This window comes from Nocardia sp. NPDC023733 (genome assembly GCF_040639775.1).
Classification (GTDB): domain Bacteria; phylum Actinomycetota; class Actinomycetes; order Mycobacteriales; family Mycobacteriaceae; genus Nocardia; species Nocardia rosealba.
In genome coordinates this window covers 224,162-239,865 of sequence record NZ_JBFAAN010000002.1, presented here as the reverse complement: position 1 = coordinate 239,865, position 15,704 = coordinate 224,162, and the positions used below count along the sequence as shown (strand labels likewise).

The window sequence follows — 15,704 nt, the reverse complement described above, 5'->3', positions numbered from 1 at the left end:
ACCCGCCACAGCACACTCGCTGACCGGCAGCCGAGGGAGATCCATGCCACCGCAGACCGCCGTCGTCGTTCTCGCAGCCGGGGCTGGGACGCGAATGCGGTCGAAGACTCCGAAAGTGCTGCATCCGCTCGCGGGGCGCTCGATGCTCTCGCACGCGCTGCACGCCGCGGCGGAGATCGACCCCACCCACCTGATCACCGTCGTCGGGCACGACCGCGACAAGGTCGGCGCCGCCGTCGCCGAGGTCGGCAAGGAACTCGGACGCGAAATCGTCTGTGCGGTACAGGAACAGCAGCTCGGCACCGGCCACGCCGTGCAGTGCGCGCTCGAGGCCGTGCCCGCCGATTTCACCGGCGACCTGCTCGTCACCTCCGCCGATGTGCCGCTGCTCGACGGGCACACCCTCGGCGCCCTGCTCGACGAGCACCGCAGCTACGCCGAACGACCGGCGGTCACCGTGCTCACCTTCGTCCCCGACGACCCGAACGGCTACGGCCGGATCGTGCGCGACGACGACGGTCAGGTCGCCGAGATCGTCGAGCACGCCGACGCGACCCCGGCCCAGGCCAAGATCAAAGAGGTCAATTCCGGCGTCTACGCCTTCGACGCCGCCGTGCTGCGCACCATGATCGGGCGGCTGTCCACGGCCAATGCCCAGCACGAGCTCTACCTCACCGACGTGCTGCGGCTGGCCCGCGAGGCCGGGCATCCCGTGCACGGCGCGCGACTGGTCGATTCGAACAAGGTCACCGGGGTCAACGACCGCGTGCAGTTGTCGCAGGCCGGTGCCACGCTCAACCGCTACATCCTCGAGCGACACATGCGCGCGGGCGTCACCGTCATCGATCCGGCCACCACCTGGGTCGACGCGAGTGTGCGGATCGGGCGCGACGCGGTCCTTCGCCCCGGAACCCAGCTGTTCGGCGAGACCCACATCGGGGAGGACGCCGAGATCGGGCCCGATACCACGCTCACCGATGTGATCGTCGGCGCGGGCGCCAAGGTGGTGCGCACCCACGGCGAGCAGGCCGAGATCGGCGAGAACGCCAACGTCGGACCGTTCAGCTATCTGCGCCCCGGCACCGTGCTCGGCGAGCACGGCAAGCTCGGCGCGTTCGTCGAGACCAAGAACGCGACGGTCGGCGCGCACTCCAAGGTTCCGCACCTCACCTACGTCGGCGACGCGACGATCGGCGAGTACAGCAACATCGGCGCGTCCAGTGTTTTCGTGAACTACGACGGGGTGAACAAGCACCACACTGTGGTCGGTTCCCACGTGCGGACCGGCAGCGACACCATGTTCATCGCTCCGGTAACCGTGGGTGACGGCGCCTATACGGGTGCGGGTACTGTACTGCGCAGGAGCGTTCCACCCGGGGCACTTGCCGTGTCGGGTGGGCCACAGCGCACCATTGAGAACTGGGTGCAGCGCTACCGTCCCGGAACCGCTGCGGCACGCGCGGCGGCGGAAGCCATCGCGGCAGACGAGACGTCGAACAAGGCAATCGAGCAAAAGGATGGCAACCAGCAGTGACCGCGTTCTCGATCGACAATCAGAAGAACTTGATGCTCTTCGCCGGCCGGTCACATCCTGAGCTTGCCGAGCAGGTCGCCAAGGAACTCGATGTCGACATCACCCCGCAGACCGCGCGTGAGTTCGCCAACGGTGAGATCTTCGTCCGGTTCGAGGAGTCGGTGCGCGGTTCCGACGCCTTCGTGCTGCAGAGCTTCCCGGCCCCGCTGAACCAGTGGCTGATGGAACAGCTCATCATGATCGACGCGCTCAAGCGCGGTTCGGCCAAGCGGATCACCGCCGTGCTGCCGTTCTACCCCTACGCCCGCCAGGACAAGAAGCACCGCGGCCGCGAGCCCATCTCCGCCCGCCTGGTCGCCGACCTGCTCAAGACCGCCGGTGCCGACCGCATCATCAGCGTCGACCTGCACACCGACCAGATCCAGGGCTTCTTCGACGGCCCCGTCGATCACATGCACGCGCTGGTGCAGCTGTCGGACTACATCCGCACCAACTACTCCACCGACAACCTGGCCGTGGTCTCCCCCGACGCCGGCCGCGTGAAGGTCGCCGAGAAGTGGGCCGACGCCCTCGGTGGCACCCCGCTGTCGTTCATCCACAAGACCCGCGACCCGCTGGTCCCCAACCAGGTGAAGTCCAACCGAGTCGTCGGTGACGTCGAGGGCCGCACCTGCGTGCTGATCGACGACATGATCGACACCGGTGGCACCATCGCCGGTGCGGTGAAGGTGCTCAAGGAAGCCGGCGCGGGCGATGTCATCATCGCGGCCACCCACGGTGTGCTCAGCGACCCGGCCGCCGAGCGCCTCGCCAACTGCGGTGCCAAGGAAGTCGTCATCACCAACACTCTGCCGATCAGCGAGGAGAAGAAGTTCCCGACGCTGACGGTGCTGTCGATCGCGCCGCTGCTGGCCCGCACCATCCGCGAGGTCTTCGAAAACGGCTCGGTGACGGGCCTGTTCAACGGCAACGCTTGAGTTTGCTCACTGACGGCCCTCGGCATCGCGCCGGGGGCCGTTCGTGTGTCGGCATCGTGGTGCCGAGGGTCCGTTGGGTGATACTGGGAACGGTAGCCCGACGATAGCCCGATCTGGGAGGTCTCGATGAGCACACCGCAGGAATCCGGATCCGGGGAGGGCGAGTACCGGCCTCGGCATGCCAAGCCGGAGCGGCCCGAGGTGTCGTATTCGCTGTCGGACGAGCCGGTCGAGCCATCCCATGGCGCGCACGAGGCCAAATATCCCGGCAGGCCCGAGGTGTCCTACGGTGGGTTGCCCGTCGACGACTCCGATGGTGATGTCGAGGCGCCCGCGGGTAAGACCTGGTCGACAGTGGCGTTCGTGTTCGCCGTGATCGCCCTGCTGTTCTTCCCGATCATCTTCGGAGTGCTCGGGATCGCGGCAGGGCTGTACGGGAGCAAGAAGGGTGAACCGCTCGGCAACTGGTCGGCCGTGGCGGCGCTGTTCGCGTTGCTCGCGGGACTGGCGATCCGGGTGTTCTTCTTCGACGCCGACATCATCCCGTCACAGAACTGAGAACCGCACGCACGATGAACGCTTTCACCGGTTTCCCGCTGGCCGGCCTGGACTTCTACGAGGATCTGGAGGCCGACAACTCCAAGGCCTTCTGGACCGCGCACAAGCACACCTACGACGAGGCGGTGCGGGCGCCGATGGTCGCGCTCACCGCCGAACTGGCGGCCGAATTCGGGGACGCCAGAGTTTTCCGGCCCTACCGCGACGTGCGCTTCTCCGCCGACAAGACGCCCTACAAGACTCATCAGGGCGCGGTGGTCCATCTTTCCCCGGGTGTGGGCTGGTATGTGCAGATCAGCGCGGCCGGGCTGTCCGTCGGCGGCGGCTGTTTCCGACCCGCGCCGAGTGCCCTGGCCGTCCTGCGCGCCACCATCGACGACGACGTGCGCGGCCGCGAGCTGGAGAGCATCCTGGCCGCGATCACGGCCGCCGGTTTCGACCTCGGCGGCGAACAGCTCAAGACCCGCCCCAAGGGCTACCCCGCCGACCATCCGCGCATCGAACTGCTCCGCCACAAGTCGCTGATCGTTCGCCGCGACTACGGCGCACCCGACTGGCTCGAGACCCCCGCGGGCGTCACCGAGGTCCGGCGAGCCTGGAACGAGCTACGTCCGCTCATCGAATGGCTCGCCGCCGTCCTCGAAGGCGTCGACTGATCCGCGCGGGCGTGCCTTCCCGGCGCCGGTCGGCCCACGGGCCGATACTGGCACCATGAGCCGTGAACCGCTGGACATGGACATGGGCGACGACGATCAGGCCGACGACATCATCGAATACGAACGCAATATCGAAGACCCGCCCGCGGACTACGTGATCCGCAACCGCGAGGCCGACGCCGACGGCTTCCTCGGTATCAGCGAGGAACTGTCCGAGGAGTGGACCGAGAGCGGCGAGCGCCACGAGGAGATGGAAGAAGACGAGCGCCCCGCCGAAGAAGCCGCCGTCCGCGCTTTCGACGAGGACTCCCTCGACAACGCCGACCTCGACGGGGACGAGAACCTGATCAGCGGCGAAGGGGTCGCCGACGAACTCGACCTCTAGAACCGCCACACCCTGACGACCTGCTCGATCGACCTCCTGCCGACCGCGGCAGTTCCGTCGTAGTCACGGTCAACGACGCTCGGCCAGAACGAGGGTGAAGCGGTTCTCGGGGTCGGTCCAGGTGTGGGTGGGGGTGAAGCCCGCGCCGTCGAGTTCGGCGCTGAGGGCTTCGGGGCGGAACTTGGCCGAGATCTCGGTGCGCATCTCCTCGCCCGCCGCGAAGTCGACGGTGAGGCCCAGATCGGCGACGGTCGCGGTCATGGCTTCGGTCGCGCGCAGGCGCATTTCGATCCACTCGTTCGTGGGATCCCAGAGCGCGACGTGCTCGAACTTGTCCGGCTCGAAATCGGCGGACAGCCGGTTGTTGAGGACGTGCAGGACATTGCGGTTGAACTCGGCGGTGACACCCGCGGCGTCGTCGTAGGCGGGAACGACGATCTCGGGGGCGACCACGAGGCCCGCGCCGAGCAGCAGCAGTTCCCCGGGTTCGAGGACCTCGTTGATGCCGGCCAGGAATTCCGCGCGCTCGGCGGGCACCAGGTTACCGATGGTTCCGCCGAGGAAGGCGATCATCCGGCGCCCGCCCCTCGGCAGGTTGTGCAGGGTGTCGGTGAAGTCGCTGACCACACCGTGCACGGACAGGTTCGGGTACTCGTCGGCCAGTTCGGTTGCCGCGCCGCGTAGGGCCGATGCGGAAACATCCTGTGGCACATAGGTTTTCAGCGAACCGACCGCCGTGAGCGCGTCGAGGAGCAGCCGGGTCTTGGCCGCCGAGCCCGCGCCGAGTTCCACCAGTACATCGGCGCGAGCGGCGGCCGCGATCTCGTCGACCACATCGCGCAGCAGCGCCCGTTCGGTGCGGGTGGGGTAGTACTCGGGCAGTTCGGTGATCGCCTCGAACAATTCGCTGCCGCGGGCATCGTAGAACCACTTGGGCGGCAGCGACTTCGGGGCGGCGGTGAGTCCGGCGCGGGCGTCGGCTCGCAGGGCCTCGGTGAGATCGGCGTCGGTGAGGTGGATGTCCAGCAGCGGCGCGGTCATGAACGGACCCTTTCGGTGGCGGGGAATTCCAGAGCGGTGATGGTGCAGTGGCCGGGCGAGGCGGTCACCAGCTGACGATCCGCGATCGGTCGCCACCGTGGATCGTCGTCGTACGGCTCCGAGGACAGCACGGCGTAATCGTCGGTGACCAGCACCGACAAGGCATGCCAGCAAGTGGTGGCCCAGAGCTCGGAGCCGTTGCCGAGCAACAGATTCAAGCGGGCATTGGGCTGATGACGCAGCACGGTGGTCACCAGTAATCGCAGCGCGTCGGCCGGCGACGTGACCGGACCGTCGGGGTCGATCGCGGCGAGCAGAGCGCGCAGCACGACCCACAGTGCCGCCGCGTCGGTGAGCGCTTCGGCGTGCAGGAACATCGAGGCCGAGGCGGACGGGTCGAGAAGGGGCGCCAAGTCGGTGAGGACGGCGGGCAGGGTGGTTCGCCACTCCTGCACGACACCGTTGTGGCTGAAGGCCCAGTGGTCGTCGGTGAAGGGGGCGCAGGCGGAGCGTTCGATCGGCATGCCGACGGTGGCCGAGCGGACGGCCGCGAGCACCGCTCGGGACTCGAGCTGCCCGAGGACCTCGGCGACAGCCGGATCGGTCCAGATGGGGGCGGGATTGCGGTAGCGGGTCACCGCGTCGCGAGCGCCGTCCATGCCGACCTCCGCGCGGCGCCACCAGGCGACGCCGAAACCGTCGGCGTTGATGGTGCCGCCGGCACGCATATCGAGCGGCGCCCAGGACTGGGCGTAGAGCGAATGCGAGCCGCGCAACACCAATTCACCGACCGCGACCGGTTGGCCGACATAGCCGAGGTGTCTGCACATCAGCGTTCGTCCTCGCGCAGGTCGCGGGCCAGGCGGAACCCGGCGAAGATCTGCCTGCGGATCGGGTGGTCCCAGTTGCGGAAGGTGCCACGGCAGGCCACTTCGTCGGTACCGAAGGAACCGCCGCGCAGGATCCGGTAGTCCCCACCGAAGAAGACCTCCGAGTACTCCCGGTACGGGAACGCACGGAACCCCGGGTAGGCCTCGAAGCCGGAGGAACACCACTCCCAGACGTCACCGATCAGCTGGTGCACCCCGGTTGCCGACGCACCGGCCGGATACGCGCCGACCTCGGCCGGTTCCAGATGTCGCTGGCCGAGGTTGGCGGTGCGCTCGCTCGGCTCGTCCTCGCCCCACGGATAGCGCCGCGACGCTCCGGTGGCCGGGTCGAACCGCGCCGCCTTCTCCCACTCCGCCTCGGTGGGCAACCGCTTACCCGCCCACCGCGCATAGGCCTCCGCCTCGAACCAGCACACATGCACCACCGGCTGACGTGGCCGCAACGCGGTACGCACCCCGAAAACCCTTCGGTACCACTGACTCCCCTCGCGCTCCCAGAACTGCGGCGCGACCAGCCCCGCCTCCTGCCGGTGCGCCCACCCACGCTCCGACCACAGCTCACGGCGCTCGTAGCCGCCGTCGTCGATGAACGCCAGGTACTGCTCGTTGGTCACCGGGGCGACATCGATGGCGAAACCCTCCACATACACCGGATGCGCGGGCCGTTCATTGTCCAGCGCCCAGGGATCGGCTGACGTACCCATCACGAACTCGCCTGCGGGAACGACTACTTCACCGTCGATCGGAACCGGCGCGGACGGCGCGGGTGGCGCCGACAGCACCGGTGCGCCCAGGCGCAACTGGTGGGTAGCCAGCATGGTTTCGTCGTGTTGCTGTTCGTGCTGAGCGATCATCCCGAAGGCGAAACCATTGTCCACCAGTGGGTTTCCCAGCAGTGGACTGGATTCGAGAACGTCGAAGACCTTCTCGCGCACGGTGCCCACATAGCCACGTGCCTGCTCGGGATTCAGCAGCGGCAGCGCGGGCCGGTTCGCCCTGGCGTGCTTGAAGGCGTCGTACAGCTCGTCGATATCACTGCGCACCGGTTCCCGGCCGCCGACATCGCGCACCAGCCAGAGCTCCTCCTGGTTGCCGATGTGGGCGAGATCCCAGACCAGCGGCGACATCAGCGGTGAATGCTGCGCGACGAGGTCGGCCTCGTCGACACTGTCGGTGAGCATTGCGGTGCGGTGGCGGGCACGAGCGAGCACCTCGGCGATCCTGGCTCGTGTACGTTCGCGGTCGGCATGGTCGGCGGGTGCGGAAAGTGTCACGAGCGGATCTCCGAGTGAGGCTGGGCGACAGGGATCTTCACAGCGGCAGGCAGGGTCGGCCCATCGGGCGCGCGGCGTCGATTCATCGCGAACCCTCCGAGCTCTCCAGCTGGTCCGAGGGGCTGCGGGCCAGGCGACATCGACGCGCCGCGTCGGCCAATTCCTGTGCTGCGGCGGGTGTTCTGGCATGCTGTGCCGCCAGTTCGAGTACGTCCACCGCTACCTGGCGCACCTGCGGGTCGAGCAGTCCGTGGCGCGCGGCCGTGGTCCACTCCCCCGCGACCGGGGCCGCGAGAGCTGTTGCCTCGGCAACCACTTCGGGTGTCGAGAGCAGGGCGTCGAACAGGTGGATCGGGGTGGTCCAGGTATCGCCGGGTTGGGTGTCGAGGTAGCGGACCTCGAGGTGTCCGGAGGCTCGGACCGGCGGGAACAGGGTGGTGAGGTGGTAGTCGAGGTCGGCGCGGGTGGGGCGGCGGCCGACCTCGTCGTCGAGTGCGCCCGAGAGCCAGTCGGCGAAGGTCGCACCCGGCGGGGGCGACCAGTCGGCGTCGGGTTCGGTGCAGCGCACGCACAGCAGCGGCACGTCGAGCGCCCAGCGCGCGTAGGCGGTGATCGGGTCGGCCCAGTCGGACACCGGCGGCCTGGTGCGAGCCGGATCGAGCCGCAACCAGGTGCGCATACGCTGGGAAACCCAATCCCCGCAGGGTATTCCGTGCAATGTGGGCGAGCACGCGAACGCCGCGATCAGCGCGGGCCCGAGCACGTAGAGCGCGGTCCAGCGGGCGCGCACCTCGGCCGGGTCGGCCCCGGCGTCGACGCTGACCTGGGTGGCGGCGGTATTGCACATCATCAGGCCGCCGAAGGGGCCGATGCCGGCGAACGCGCGTTCCATCGCCGCGTATCGGGGCAATCGAAGTAGTCGCTCGGCCGGGCGGTGCGCGTCGGCGGACGCGGCGGTGACGGTGATTTCCCTGGTGGCGAGCAAGTCCCGCAAACGGGCCGCATCTGCCCGCAGATTCCGCGTGAGCTCTGCCGGATCGGCGAAAGGTGCGCTGGAGAGTTCGATCTGACCACCGGGTTCGATGGTCACCGCGCTGCCACCGGGCAGGGGAAGCGCGGGTGAGGCAGGGGCGAGGGAAGTCGGAGCATGTGGCCCGAGGGCCGAGGAGAGCTGGTCGAGCGAGGGTCTTGCGCCGGTGGGTCCGGCGGTGAGCCATTCGAGTTCGGCACCGATCAGCGTGGGTGGCCCGAGCTTGAAACAGACACCGCCCACGTAGGCCTCGGCCGCCGCCCGCGACGACAATTCGCCCTGGTCGCAGGCGGAATCCGGCCAGGAGGAACGTTCCAGGGTGACCGCCATGCCAACCTCCACGTGGTGAGCGCCGCCGGGGCTCGGCGCATGTCGTTCATTCCAGGGTAGCGATAGACACCGACAGAAAAAGTGTCGAGAAACCGAACACCGATCGGCGCTAGGGTCGTCGCCATGCTGGATTTCGCCGCCATTACCGCCGCCACGCCGGGCCTTGCCGACGGCAAGGTCTTCCTCGACAGCGCGGGCTCGTCGCTGCCGCCGCGCATCGTCACCGACACCGTGATCGCCCATCTTCGTCGCGAAGCCGACATCGGTGGCTACCGTGCGGCAAACGAACGACTCGACGACCTCGCCGCCGTGAAGACCTCCATCGCCACACTGATCGGCGCCACCCCCGACACCATCGCGCTCAGTGACAGTGCCACCAGGTCATGGGCCGATTTCGCCTATTCGGTGCCGCTGCGCCCCGGCGACCGCGTGCTGATCTCCGGCGCCGACTACGCGAGCAATGCCATCGCCGCGCTGCAGCGCGCCGCCGCCACCGGCGCGGTGGTCGAGCGCATTCCCAGCGACGACACCGGCCGCCTCGACACCACCGCCCTGGCGAACATGCTCGACGAGCGCGTACGCCTGGTCTCGCTGCAGCACGCGCCGACCAACGGCGGTCTGGTGAACCCGGTCGCCGAGGCCACCCGCATCGCGAAACAAGCCGGTGCGATCGTTCTGCTCGATGCCTGCCAATCGATCGGCCAGCTGCCGATCGACGTGATCGAACTCGGTGTCGACGCCCTGTCCGCCACCGGCCGCAAGTGGTTGCGCGGCCCGCGCGGCACCGGATTCCTTTATGTGCGTAACGAACTGGCGCACACGATGGAACCCGCCCGCCTCGACCTGCACAGCGCCACCTGGACCGGCCCCACCGACTACCGCCTCGCCGACGGCGCCCAGCGCTTCGAGTTCTGGGAGTGCGATGTGGCCGCCCGCCTCGGCCTCGGCGCCGCCGTGGACTACCTGCTCGAACTCGGACCCGCCGAGGCCTACGCGGCGGTGGCGGCCGGCGCGGAATACCTGCGCGAAGCCATGGCCGACCTGCCCGGCGTGACCGTGCGCGATCTGGGGACCGAGCACAGCGGCATCGTCTCGTTCACCGTCGACGGCCACGATCCGGACCAGCTGCGTGACCGGCTCGCCGAGCACGCCGTCACCGTCACCGTCAGCCGCGCCACCTCGGCGCTGCTCGACATGACCGACCGCGCGCTGCCCGCCATCCTGCGCGCCTCACCGCACTACTTCGTCAGCCGCTCCGATCTCGACCGTTTCGTCGCGACCTTGGCAACCCTGACACAGCGCTGACCGGCGGATCACACGTTCGGCCCGCTGCCTCCGGCAGGCAATTGCCCCGGTGTGGCCAGAGCAGTCGGAGGCAGCGGCTATCGTGTTCACACAGGGGTGCCCGGGGGCAATTGGGGTTAACACCGGAATCACGGGGCGGGATCTGTTGGGAGCACGGCCGTAACCGATCGTTGGCGTAAAGGGAGTCCGACGTTGAGCAGGTTCACCGACGAAATGTTTGCCACAGCGCTGTCCAGCCCGCGTGGGCTGGTCACCGGAGAACCCGAGGCACCGCTTCGGCAGACCTGGGGGGAAATCCATCGCCAGGCGCGGCGGATGGCGGGCGGTCTCGCGGCCGCGGGGATCGGGCACGGCGATGCCGTGGGTGTGCTCGCCGGGCTGCCGGTCGACATCGCCCCTGTGTGCCAAGGGATCTGGATGCGTGGCGCCTCGATCACGATGCTGCACCAGCCGACACCACGCACCGACCTCGCGGTCTGGGTCCGCGACACCGAAACAGTCCTGAACATGATCGACGCGAAGGCCGTGGTGCTCGGTGAGCCGTTCGCACCCGCCGAACCGGTACTCCGGGAGCGCGGGATCACGGTGGTGCGGGTAGCGGAGCTGGCCGAGGGCACCGACAGCGACCCGGTGCCGACCACCGAGGACGATATCGCCCTGCAGCAGTTGACCTCCGGGTCGACCGGCTCACCGAAGGCCGTGCGCATCACTCACGGCAACTTCTACGTCAACGCCTACGCGATGTTCAATCGCGTCAAGTTCCAGACCGACGACGACGTGATGGTCAGCTGGCTGCCGCTGTTCCACGACATGGGCATGGTCGGATTCCTCAGTGTGCCCATGCAGTTCGGTGCCGAGGTGGTGTGCGTGACGCCACTCGATTTCCTGGCCAGGCCGCTGCTGTGGGCCGAACTCATCGCCAAGTATCGCGGGACCGTCACGGCCGCACCGAATTTCGCGTATTCGCTGCTGGCGCGCAGGCTACGGCAGGCCGAACCGGGCAGCATGGACCTGTCGAGTGTGCGCTACATGTGGAACGGCGCCGAGCCGGTCGACCCCGACACCATGACGGCCCTGGCCGAGGCCGGAAAACAGTTCGGCCTCAACCCGTCCGCCCTCACCCCCGTCTACGGCATGGCCGAAACCACCCTCGCCGTGTCGATTCCCGATCCCGGTCACGGCATGGTGCTCGATATCGTCGACGCGGATCTGCTCGAGGCCGTCGGCAAGGCGGTGCCCGTCGCCGAGGACGGCCATCACGGCACGCCGCGCAAACTGCCGACCCTCGGCCACCTGGTCGACGATCTCGAGGGCCGCGTGGTCGACGACGAGCGTCAGCCGCTGCCGGTGCGCTCGGTGGGCGTCATCGAATTGCGTGGTCCCGCCGTGACTTCGGGCTACGTCACCGTCGACGGTTTCCGCCCCGCCCAGGACGCCGACGGCTGGCTCGACACCGGCGACATCGGCTACTTCACCGACGACGGCCTCATCGTGGTGTGCGGCCGCATGAAGGACGTCATCATCATGGGCGGCCGCAACATCTACCCCACCGATATCGAACGCGCTGCCCTGCGCGTCCAGGGCGTACGGCCCGGCAATGCCGTAGCGGTCCGCCTCGACGCGGGCGACAAGCGCGAAAGCTTCGCCGTGGTGGTCGAATCCAACGACTATCAGGTCCCCGACGAGGTGAAACGCATCGAACGTGAGATCGTCCACGAGGTGTTCGCCGAGGTAGGCGCCCGCCCCCGCACCGTTGCCATTCTCGGCCCCGGCGCCCTCCCGAAGACCTCTTCGGGAAAGCTCCGCCGCACCGCCACGGCAGCCCACCTCCGCTGACGACAACGAGCCCTCCCCGAAGCCGGGGAGGGCTCGTTGTCGGAAGTTCGCTAGTGCAACTGGTTCTGGGCGGTTTCCAAACCGGCCTTCAGCAACAACTCCACCGCATCGGCAGCCTGCTCCACGATCACCGGCACCTCTTTGCGCTCGGGAGCCGAGAACGGCTTGAGCACATAATCAGCCGGATCCTGACGGCCCGGCGGACGGCTGATGCCGATCCGGGTACGCAGGTAGTCCTTGGTGGTGAGGGCCTGGGATATGGACCGCAGACCGTTGTGGCCGCCTTCCCCGCCGCCCTGCTTGAGCCGGATCGTCCCGAACGGCAGATCCAATTCGTCGTGCACCACGATCACCTGATCCACGGGCACCGAGAAGAACTTCGCCAGCGCCGCCACCGGACGCCCGGACAGATTCATATAGGTGCGCGGTTTGGCGATGAGGATCTGGCGGCCGTCGAGGCGGGCCTGCAGCAGATCGGCGCCGGACTTCTTGTGCACGGCAAAACGGCCGCCGACGCGCTCGGCGAGCACGTCGGCGACCAGAAAGCCCACATTGTGGCGGGTGCGCTCGTATTCGGGGCCGGGGTTACCCAGCCCCACCACGAGTGCGGGCCCGGAGGATTCGGTCATCGGCCGAACCGTTGAGCGTCTTACTCGGTCTCTTCGGGGGTGTCGCCCGCGTCGGCGGTGCCTTCACCCTCGTCGTCGAGCTGAGCGGCCGACGGCGCCTGGATCACGTTGACGACCAGGATCTCCGGCTCGCCGGCCAGGGTGACGCCCTTGGGCAGCGTGATGTCGCCTGCCTGGATCTGGGTGCCCGCCTCGACGCCCTCGACCGAGACCTCGATGCTCTCGGGCAGGTTCATCGCGTCGGCCTCGATCGACAGGTTGTTGAGCTCCTGGGTGACCAGGGTGCCCGCGGCGGCATCGCCGGTGACGACGACGTTGACGTCGGCGACGACGCGCTCGCCACGCTTGACGATCAGCAGGTCGGCGTGCTCGATGTAGCGACGGATCGGGTGGACGACGACCGACTTGGTCATCGCCAGCTGCTCCTTGCCGTCGATCTTCAGGCTCAGGATGGCGTTGGTGCCGTGCAGACGCAGGATGGCGGCGAAGGCCTTGGCGTCCAGCGACAGGTGCTGCGGCTCGGACTGGTGGCCGTACAGCACGGCGGGCACGTTGCCGTCGCGACGGGTACGGCGAGCGGCGCCCTTACCGAATTCGGTACGGACGGCGGCTTCGATCTGGTTCACGTCGGACATGACTGATGCGCTCCTACGGCTCTTCCGGGCTGGTCAAGGGCGACCCATCTACCGGGGTCGGGTGGTCTGCTCGTCGGACGAAGAACGAACGAGGACGACCGGGAAGGCCGAGCCGCGTCGATCACGGTGAGCACACGGGGTGCGACTCACCCTCGCCGAGACAACCCGACCACCATACCGCACCGAATCGGCGGACCCGAAACCGCTCCAGCTTCGAACTCCCAGCCCCCACACCCGACCCCGAGGAGGGGCCGCGGCCTCGAGCGCGCCAGCGCTCCAATAAACTCGATTGGTTGCCGACCACTGCGAGAGGTTTTGTGTTGAGCGAGTCCGGAGAGAGCGCCGCCCCCACCCCGCGCGGATTGCCCGCCGAGGTGGCCCGTCGCCGCACGTTCGCCGTGATCTCGCACCCCGACGCTGGTAAGTCGACGCTCACCGAAGCGCTGGCCCTGCACGCGAAGATGATTTCCGAGGCGGGCGCCATCCACGGTAAGGCCGGTCGCAAGTCGACCGTGTCGGACTGGATGGAAATGGAGAAGGCGCGCGGTATCTCCGTGAGTTCGACCGCGCTGCAATTCAATTACCGCGCGGCCGGTTCGGATGTCGACAGTGTCATCAACCTCGTCGATACGCCGGGTCACTCCGATTTCTCCGAGGACACCTACCGGGTGCTCACCGCCGTCGACGCCGCGGTGATGCTGATCGACGCCGCCAAGGGCCTCGAACCGCAGACGCTCAAGCTGTTCCAGGTGTGTCGGCACCGTGGCATCCCGGTGATCACGGTGATCAACAAATGGGACCGTCCGGGCCAGGCGCCGCTGGAACTGCTCGACGAGATCAGCGAGCGCATCGGCCTCACCCCGACTCCCCTGTTCCTCCCGGTCGGTATCGCGGGCGATTTCCGCGGCCTGCTGCGCCGCGGGCCCGAGGGCGAGGCGACCGAGTACATCCACTTCACCCGCACCGCCGGTGGCGCGACGATCGCCCCCGAGGAATCGCTGACGCCCGCCGAGGCGCAGGCGCGTGAGGGCGAGGCGTGGACCACCGCCGCCGAGGAGAGCGAACTGCTCTCGGCCACCGGGCAGGACCACGATCAGGAACTGTTCCTCGCCGGGCAGACCTCGCCGGTCATCTACGCCTCGGCGATGCTGAATTTCGGTGTGCGCCAACTGCTCGAGACCCTCGTCGCGCTGGCGCCTGCACCAGGTCCGCGCGCCGATGTGAACGGCAGAGCCCGCGAGACCGGTGACCCGTTCAGCGCGGTGGTGTTCAAGGTCCAGGCCGGCATGGACACCGCCCACCGCGACCGGTTGGCCTTCATGCGCATCGTGTCGGGTGAGTTCGAACGCGGCATGGTCGTCACGCACGCCCAGACCGGTCGGCCCTTCGCGACCAAGTACGCGCTCACGGTGTTCGGCCGCGAACGCACCACCGTCGACACCGCCTATCCCGGCGACGTGGTCGGCCTGGTGAACGCGACCGCGCTGGCACCGGGGCACACCCTGTTCGTGGACAAGAAGGTCGAGTTCCCGCCGATCCCGAGCTTCGCGCCCGAGCACTTCGCGACGCTGCGCGCCCAGAGCGCGGGCAAGTACAAGCAGTTCCGCAAGGCCATGGACCAGCTCGATTCCGAGGGCGTCGTCCAGGTGCTGCGCAACGACGCGCGCGGCGACGCCTCGCCCGTGCTGGCCGCCGTCGGACCCATGCAGTTCGAGGTGGTCACCGCCCGTATGCAGGCCGAGTTCAATGTCGAGACCCAGCTCGACTTCCTCGCCTACAGCCTGGCCAGGCGCACCGATGCCGAGTCGGCGCCGGAGCTGGACCGCCAGCGCGGAGTCGAGGTGTTCACCCGTACCGACGGCGCGATCCTCGCCCTGTTCAGCGACAAGTGGCGGCTGCAGTACATCGAGAAGGAACACCCGGATCTCACCCTCGAGCCGCTGGTGGCCACGGCCGACTAGCTGTCTGGGTCGCCGAGCGGTCTACTCCTCCGGTTCGCGCTCCACCCGGGAAACGTCCTGGGAGATCATGCCCCAGCGGCTCGCGGTGAGCCGCAGGCTCGGCAGGTCGCTGAGCGAGAGGACCACCTCGTAGGTGCGTTCGTAGCCGGTGTGCGCGATGCGCCAGTAACCGTCATCGCAGCGCACGTAGCGGTCGGTGTAGAACGCGGCGCCGTGCAGGCACATGTTGTGTTCGGGGATGAGTACGGTGTCGGCGAGATACCAGGTGCCGGTGGCGGTGTCGCCGTCGACATCGATCTCGGGATGATCGCAGCGATGCTCGGTGATGACGTGCGGGCCGAGGGTGTTGCGCAGGAAGGCGAGGAAGGCCTCGCGCGACTCGAACTGCAGGTATTCGCTGTAGGTCGCCGTGGCCTCGGGTACGAGGGTGTCGGCGAACTCGTCCCAGGACTTGGTGTCCAGCGTGCGCAGGTAGCGGAATTTGAGTCTGCTGATCGCGGTGACGTCGTCGGGGTGCTCGGGTGGGCGTGGCTTCGGTTGCTCGGGCGGCGCGGCGGCGGGCTGTTCGTCGTCGGCGATCACACTGTCCGTCCCGTGCCCGGCGACCAACGGCTCCTCCGCCCCGGGTAACAGCGGCCCCGGGCGTTCACGACGCACATCGAC

Annotated in this window: 15 protein-coding genes; 8 read left to right on the top strand and 7 right to left on the bottom strand. The window is 68.2% G+C overall.

Features of this window, described 5'->3' with window-relative positions:
• The first annotated feature begins 43 nt into the window (after window positions 1-43).
• The 5 genes from glmU (at window position 44) to AB0F86_RS12475 (ending at window position 4,110) form a co-directional block, all read left to right on the top strand.
• Complete coding sequence (gene glmU / locus AB0F86_RS12495; protein WP_181696671.1) at window positions 44-1,534, top strand: bifunctional UDP-N-acetylglucosamine diphosphorylase/glucosamine-1-phosphate N-acetyltransferase GlmU; 1,491 nt, start codon at window positions 44-46, stop codon at window positions 1,532-1,534.
• Complete coding sequence (locus AB0F86_RS12490; RefSeq protein WP_181696672.1) at window positions 1,531-2,511, top strand: ribose-phosphate diphosphokinase; 981 nt, start codon at window positions 1,531-1,533, stop codon at window positions 2,509-2,511. The genes glmU and AB0F86_RS12490 overlap by 4 nt, the downstream gene beginning before the upstream one ends.
• A 126-nt stretch (window positions 2,512-2,637) precedes the next feature.
• Window positions 2,638-3,069, top strand: coding sequence for a hypothetical protein (locus tag AB0F86_RS12485; RefSeq protein WP_220139019.1), 432 nt, complete (start codon window positions 2,638-2,640; stop codon window positions 3,067-3,069).
• A 14-nt stretch (window positions 3,070-3,083) separates the two neighbouring features.
• Window positions 3,084-3,725, top strand: coding sequence for a DUF2461 domain-containing protein (locus tag AB0F86_RS12480; protein ID WP_356985832.1), 642 nt, complete (start codon window positions 3,084-3,086; stop codon window positions 3,723-3,725).
• Window positions 3,726-3,780: 55 nt separating this feature from the next.
• A complete protein-coding gene (locus tag AB0F86_RS12475; RefSeq protein ID WP_181696674.1) occupies window positions 3,781-4,110 on the top strand; it encodes a hypothetical protein in 330 nt (109 codons plus the stop codon).
• 69 nt (window positions 4,111-4,179) lie between these two features.
• Here AB0F86_RS12475 and egtD read toward each other — a convergent pair whose 3' ends face one another.
• The 4 genes from egtD to egtA form a co-directional block, all read right to left on the bottom strand.
• A complete protein-coding gene (gene egtD, locus AB0F86_RS12470) occupies window positions 4,180-5,151 on the bottom strand; it encodes an L-histidine N(alpha)-methyltransferase (protein ID WP_356985833.1) in 972 nt (323 codons plus the stop codon).
• Window positions 5,148-5,981 carry an ergothioneine biosynthesis protein EgtC gene (egtC, locus tag AB0F86_RS12465; RefSeq protein WP_356985834.1) on the bottom strand — a complete coding sequence of 278 codons (834 nt, stop codon included), beginning with the start codon at window positions 5,979-5,981 and terminating at the stop codon, window positions 5,148-5,150. The genes egtD and egtC overlap by 4 nt, the downstream gene beginning before the upstream one ends.
• A complete protein-coding gene (egtB, locus tag AB0F86_RS12460; protein ID WP_356985835.1) occupies window positions 5,981-7,315 on the bottom strand; it encodes an ergothioneine biosynthesis protein EgtB in 1,335 nt (444 codons plus the stop codon). Before egtB ends, egtC begins: the two co-directional genes overlap by 1 nt.
• An 82-nt stretch (window positions 7,316-7,397) precedes the next feature.
• Window positions 7,398-8,675: an ergothioneine biosynthesis glutamate--cysteine ligase EgtA gene (gene egtA, locus AB0F86_RS12455; RefSeq protein WP_356985836.1), complete on the bottom strand. Its 1,278-nt coding sequence runs from the start codon at window positions 8,673-8,675 to the stop codon at window positions 7,398-7,400.
• A 123-nt stretch (window positions 8,676-8,798) separates the two neighbouring features.
• Here egtA and AB0F86_RS12450 point away from each other — a divergent pair, with 123 nt between their 5' ends.
• Both AB0F86_RS12450 and AB0F86_RS12445 read left to right on the top strand, forming a co-directional pair.
• Window positions 8,799-9,980 carry an aminotransferase class V-fold PLP-dependent enzyme gene (locus AB0F86_RS12450; RefSeq protein ID WP_356985837.1) on the top strand — a complete coding sequence of 394 codons (1,182 nt, stop codon included), beginning with the start codon at window positions 8,799-8,801 and terminating at the stop codon, window positions 9,978-9,980.
• 192 nt (window positions 9,981-10,172) lie between these two features.
• The gene (locus tag AB0F86_RS12445; protein WP_181696680.1) at window positions 10,173-11,816 is read left to right on the top strand and encodes a fatty acyl-AMP ligase; all 1,644 of its coding nucleotides are present in this window, start codon (window positions 10,173-10,175) and stop codon (window positions 11,814-11,816) included.
• A gap of 50 nt (window positions 11,817-11,866) precedes the next feature.
• Here AB0F86_RS12445 and pth read toward each other — a convergent pair whose 3' ends face one another.
• A complete protein-coding gene (gene pth / locus AB0F86_RS12440) occupies window positions 11,867-12,445 on the bottom strand; it encodes an aminoacyl-tRNA hydrolase (protein WP_181696681.1) in 579 nt (192 codons plus the stop codon).
• A 20-nt stretch (window positions 12,446-12,465) separates the two neighbouring features.
• Entirely contained in the window at window positions 12,466-13,080 is a 615-nt protein-coding gene (locus tag AB0F86_RS12435; RefSeq protein WP_181696682.1) for a 50S ribosomal protein L25/general stress protein Ctc, read from the bottom strand.
• A 320-nt stretch (window positions 13,081-13,400) separates the two neighbouring features.
• Here AB0F86_RS12435 and AB0F86_RS12430 point away from each other — a divergent pair, with 320 nt between their 5' ends.
• Entirely contained in the window at window positions 13,401-15,041 is a 1,641-nt protein-coding gene (locus AB0F86_RS12430; protein ID WP_356985838.1) for a peptide chain release factor 3, read from the top strand.
• Window positions 15,042-15,062: 21 nt separating this feature from the next.
• Here AB0F86_RS12430 and AB0F86_RS12425 read toward each other — a convergent pair whose 3' ends face one another.
• Window positions 15,063-15,623, bottom strand: coding sequence for a nuclear transport factor 2 family protein (locus tag AB0F86_RS12425; protein WP_341805455.1), 561 nt, complete (start codon window positions 15,621-15,623; stop codon window positions 15,063-15,065).
• Between the last annotated feature and the right edge of the window lie 81 nt (window positions 15,624-15,704).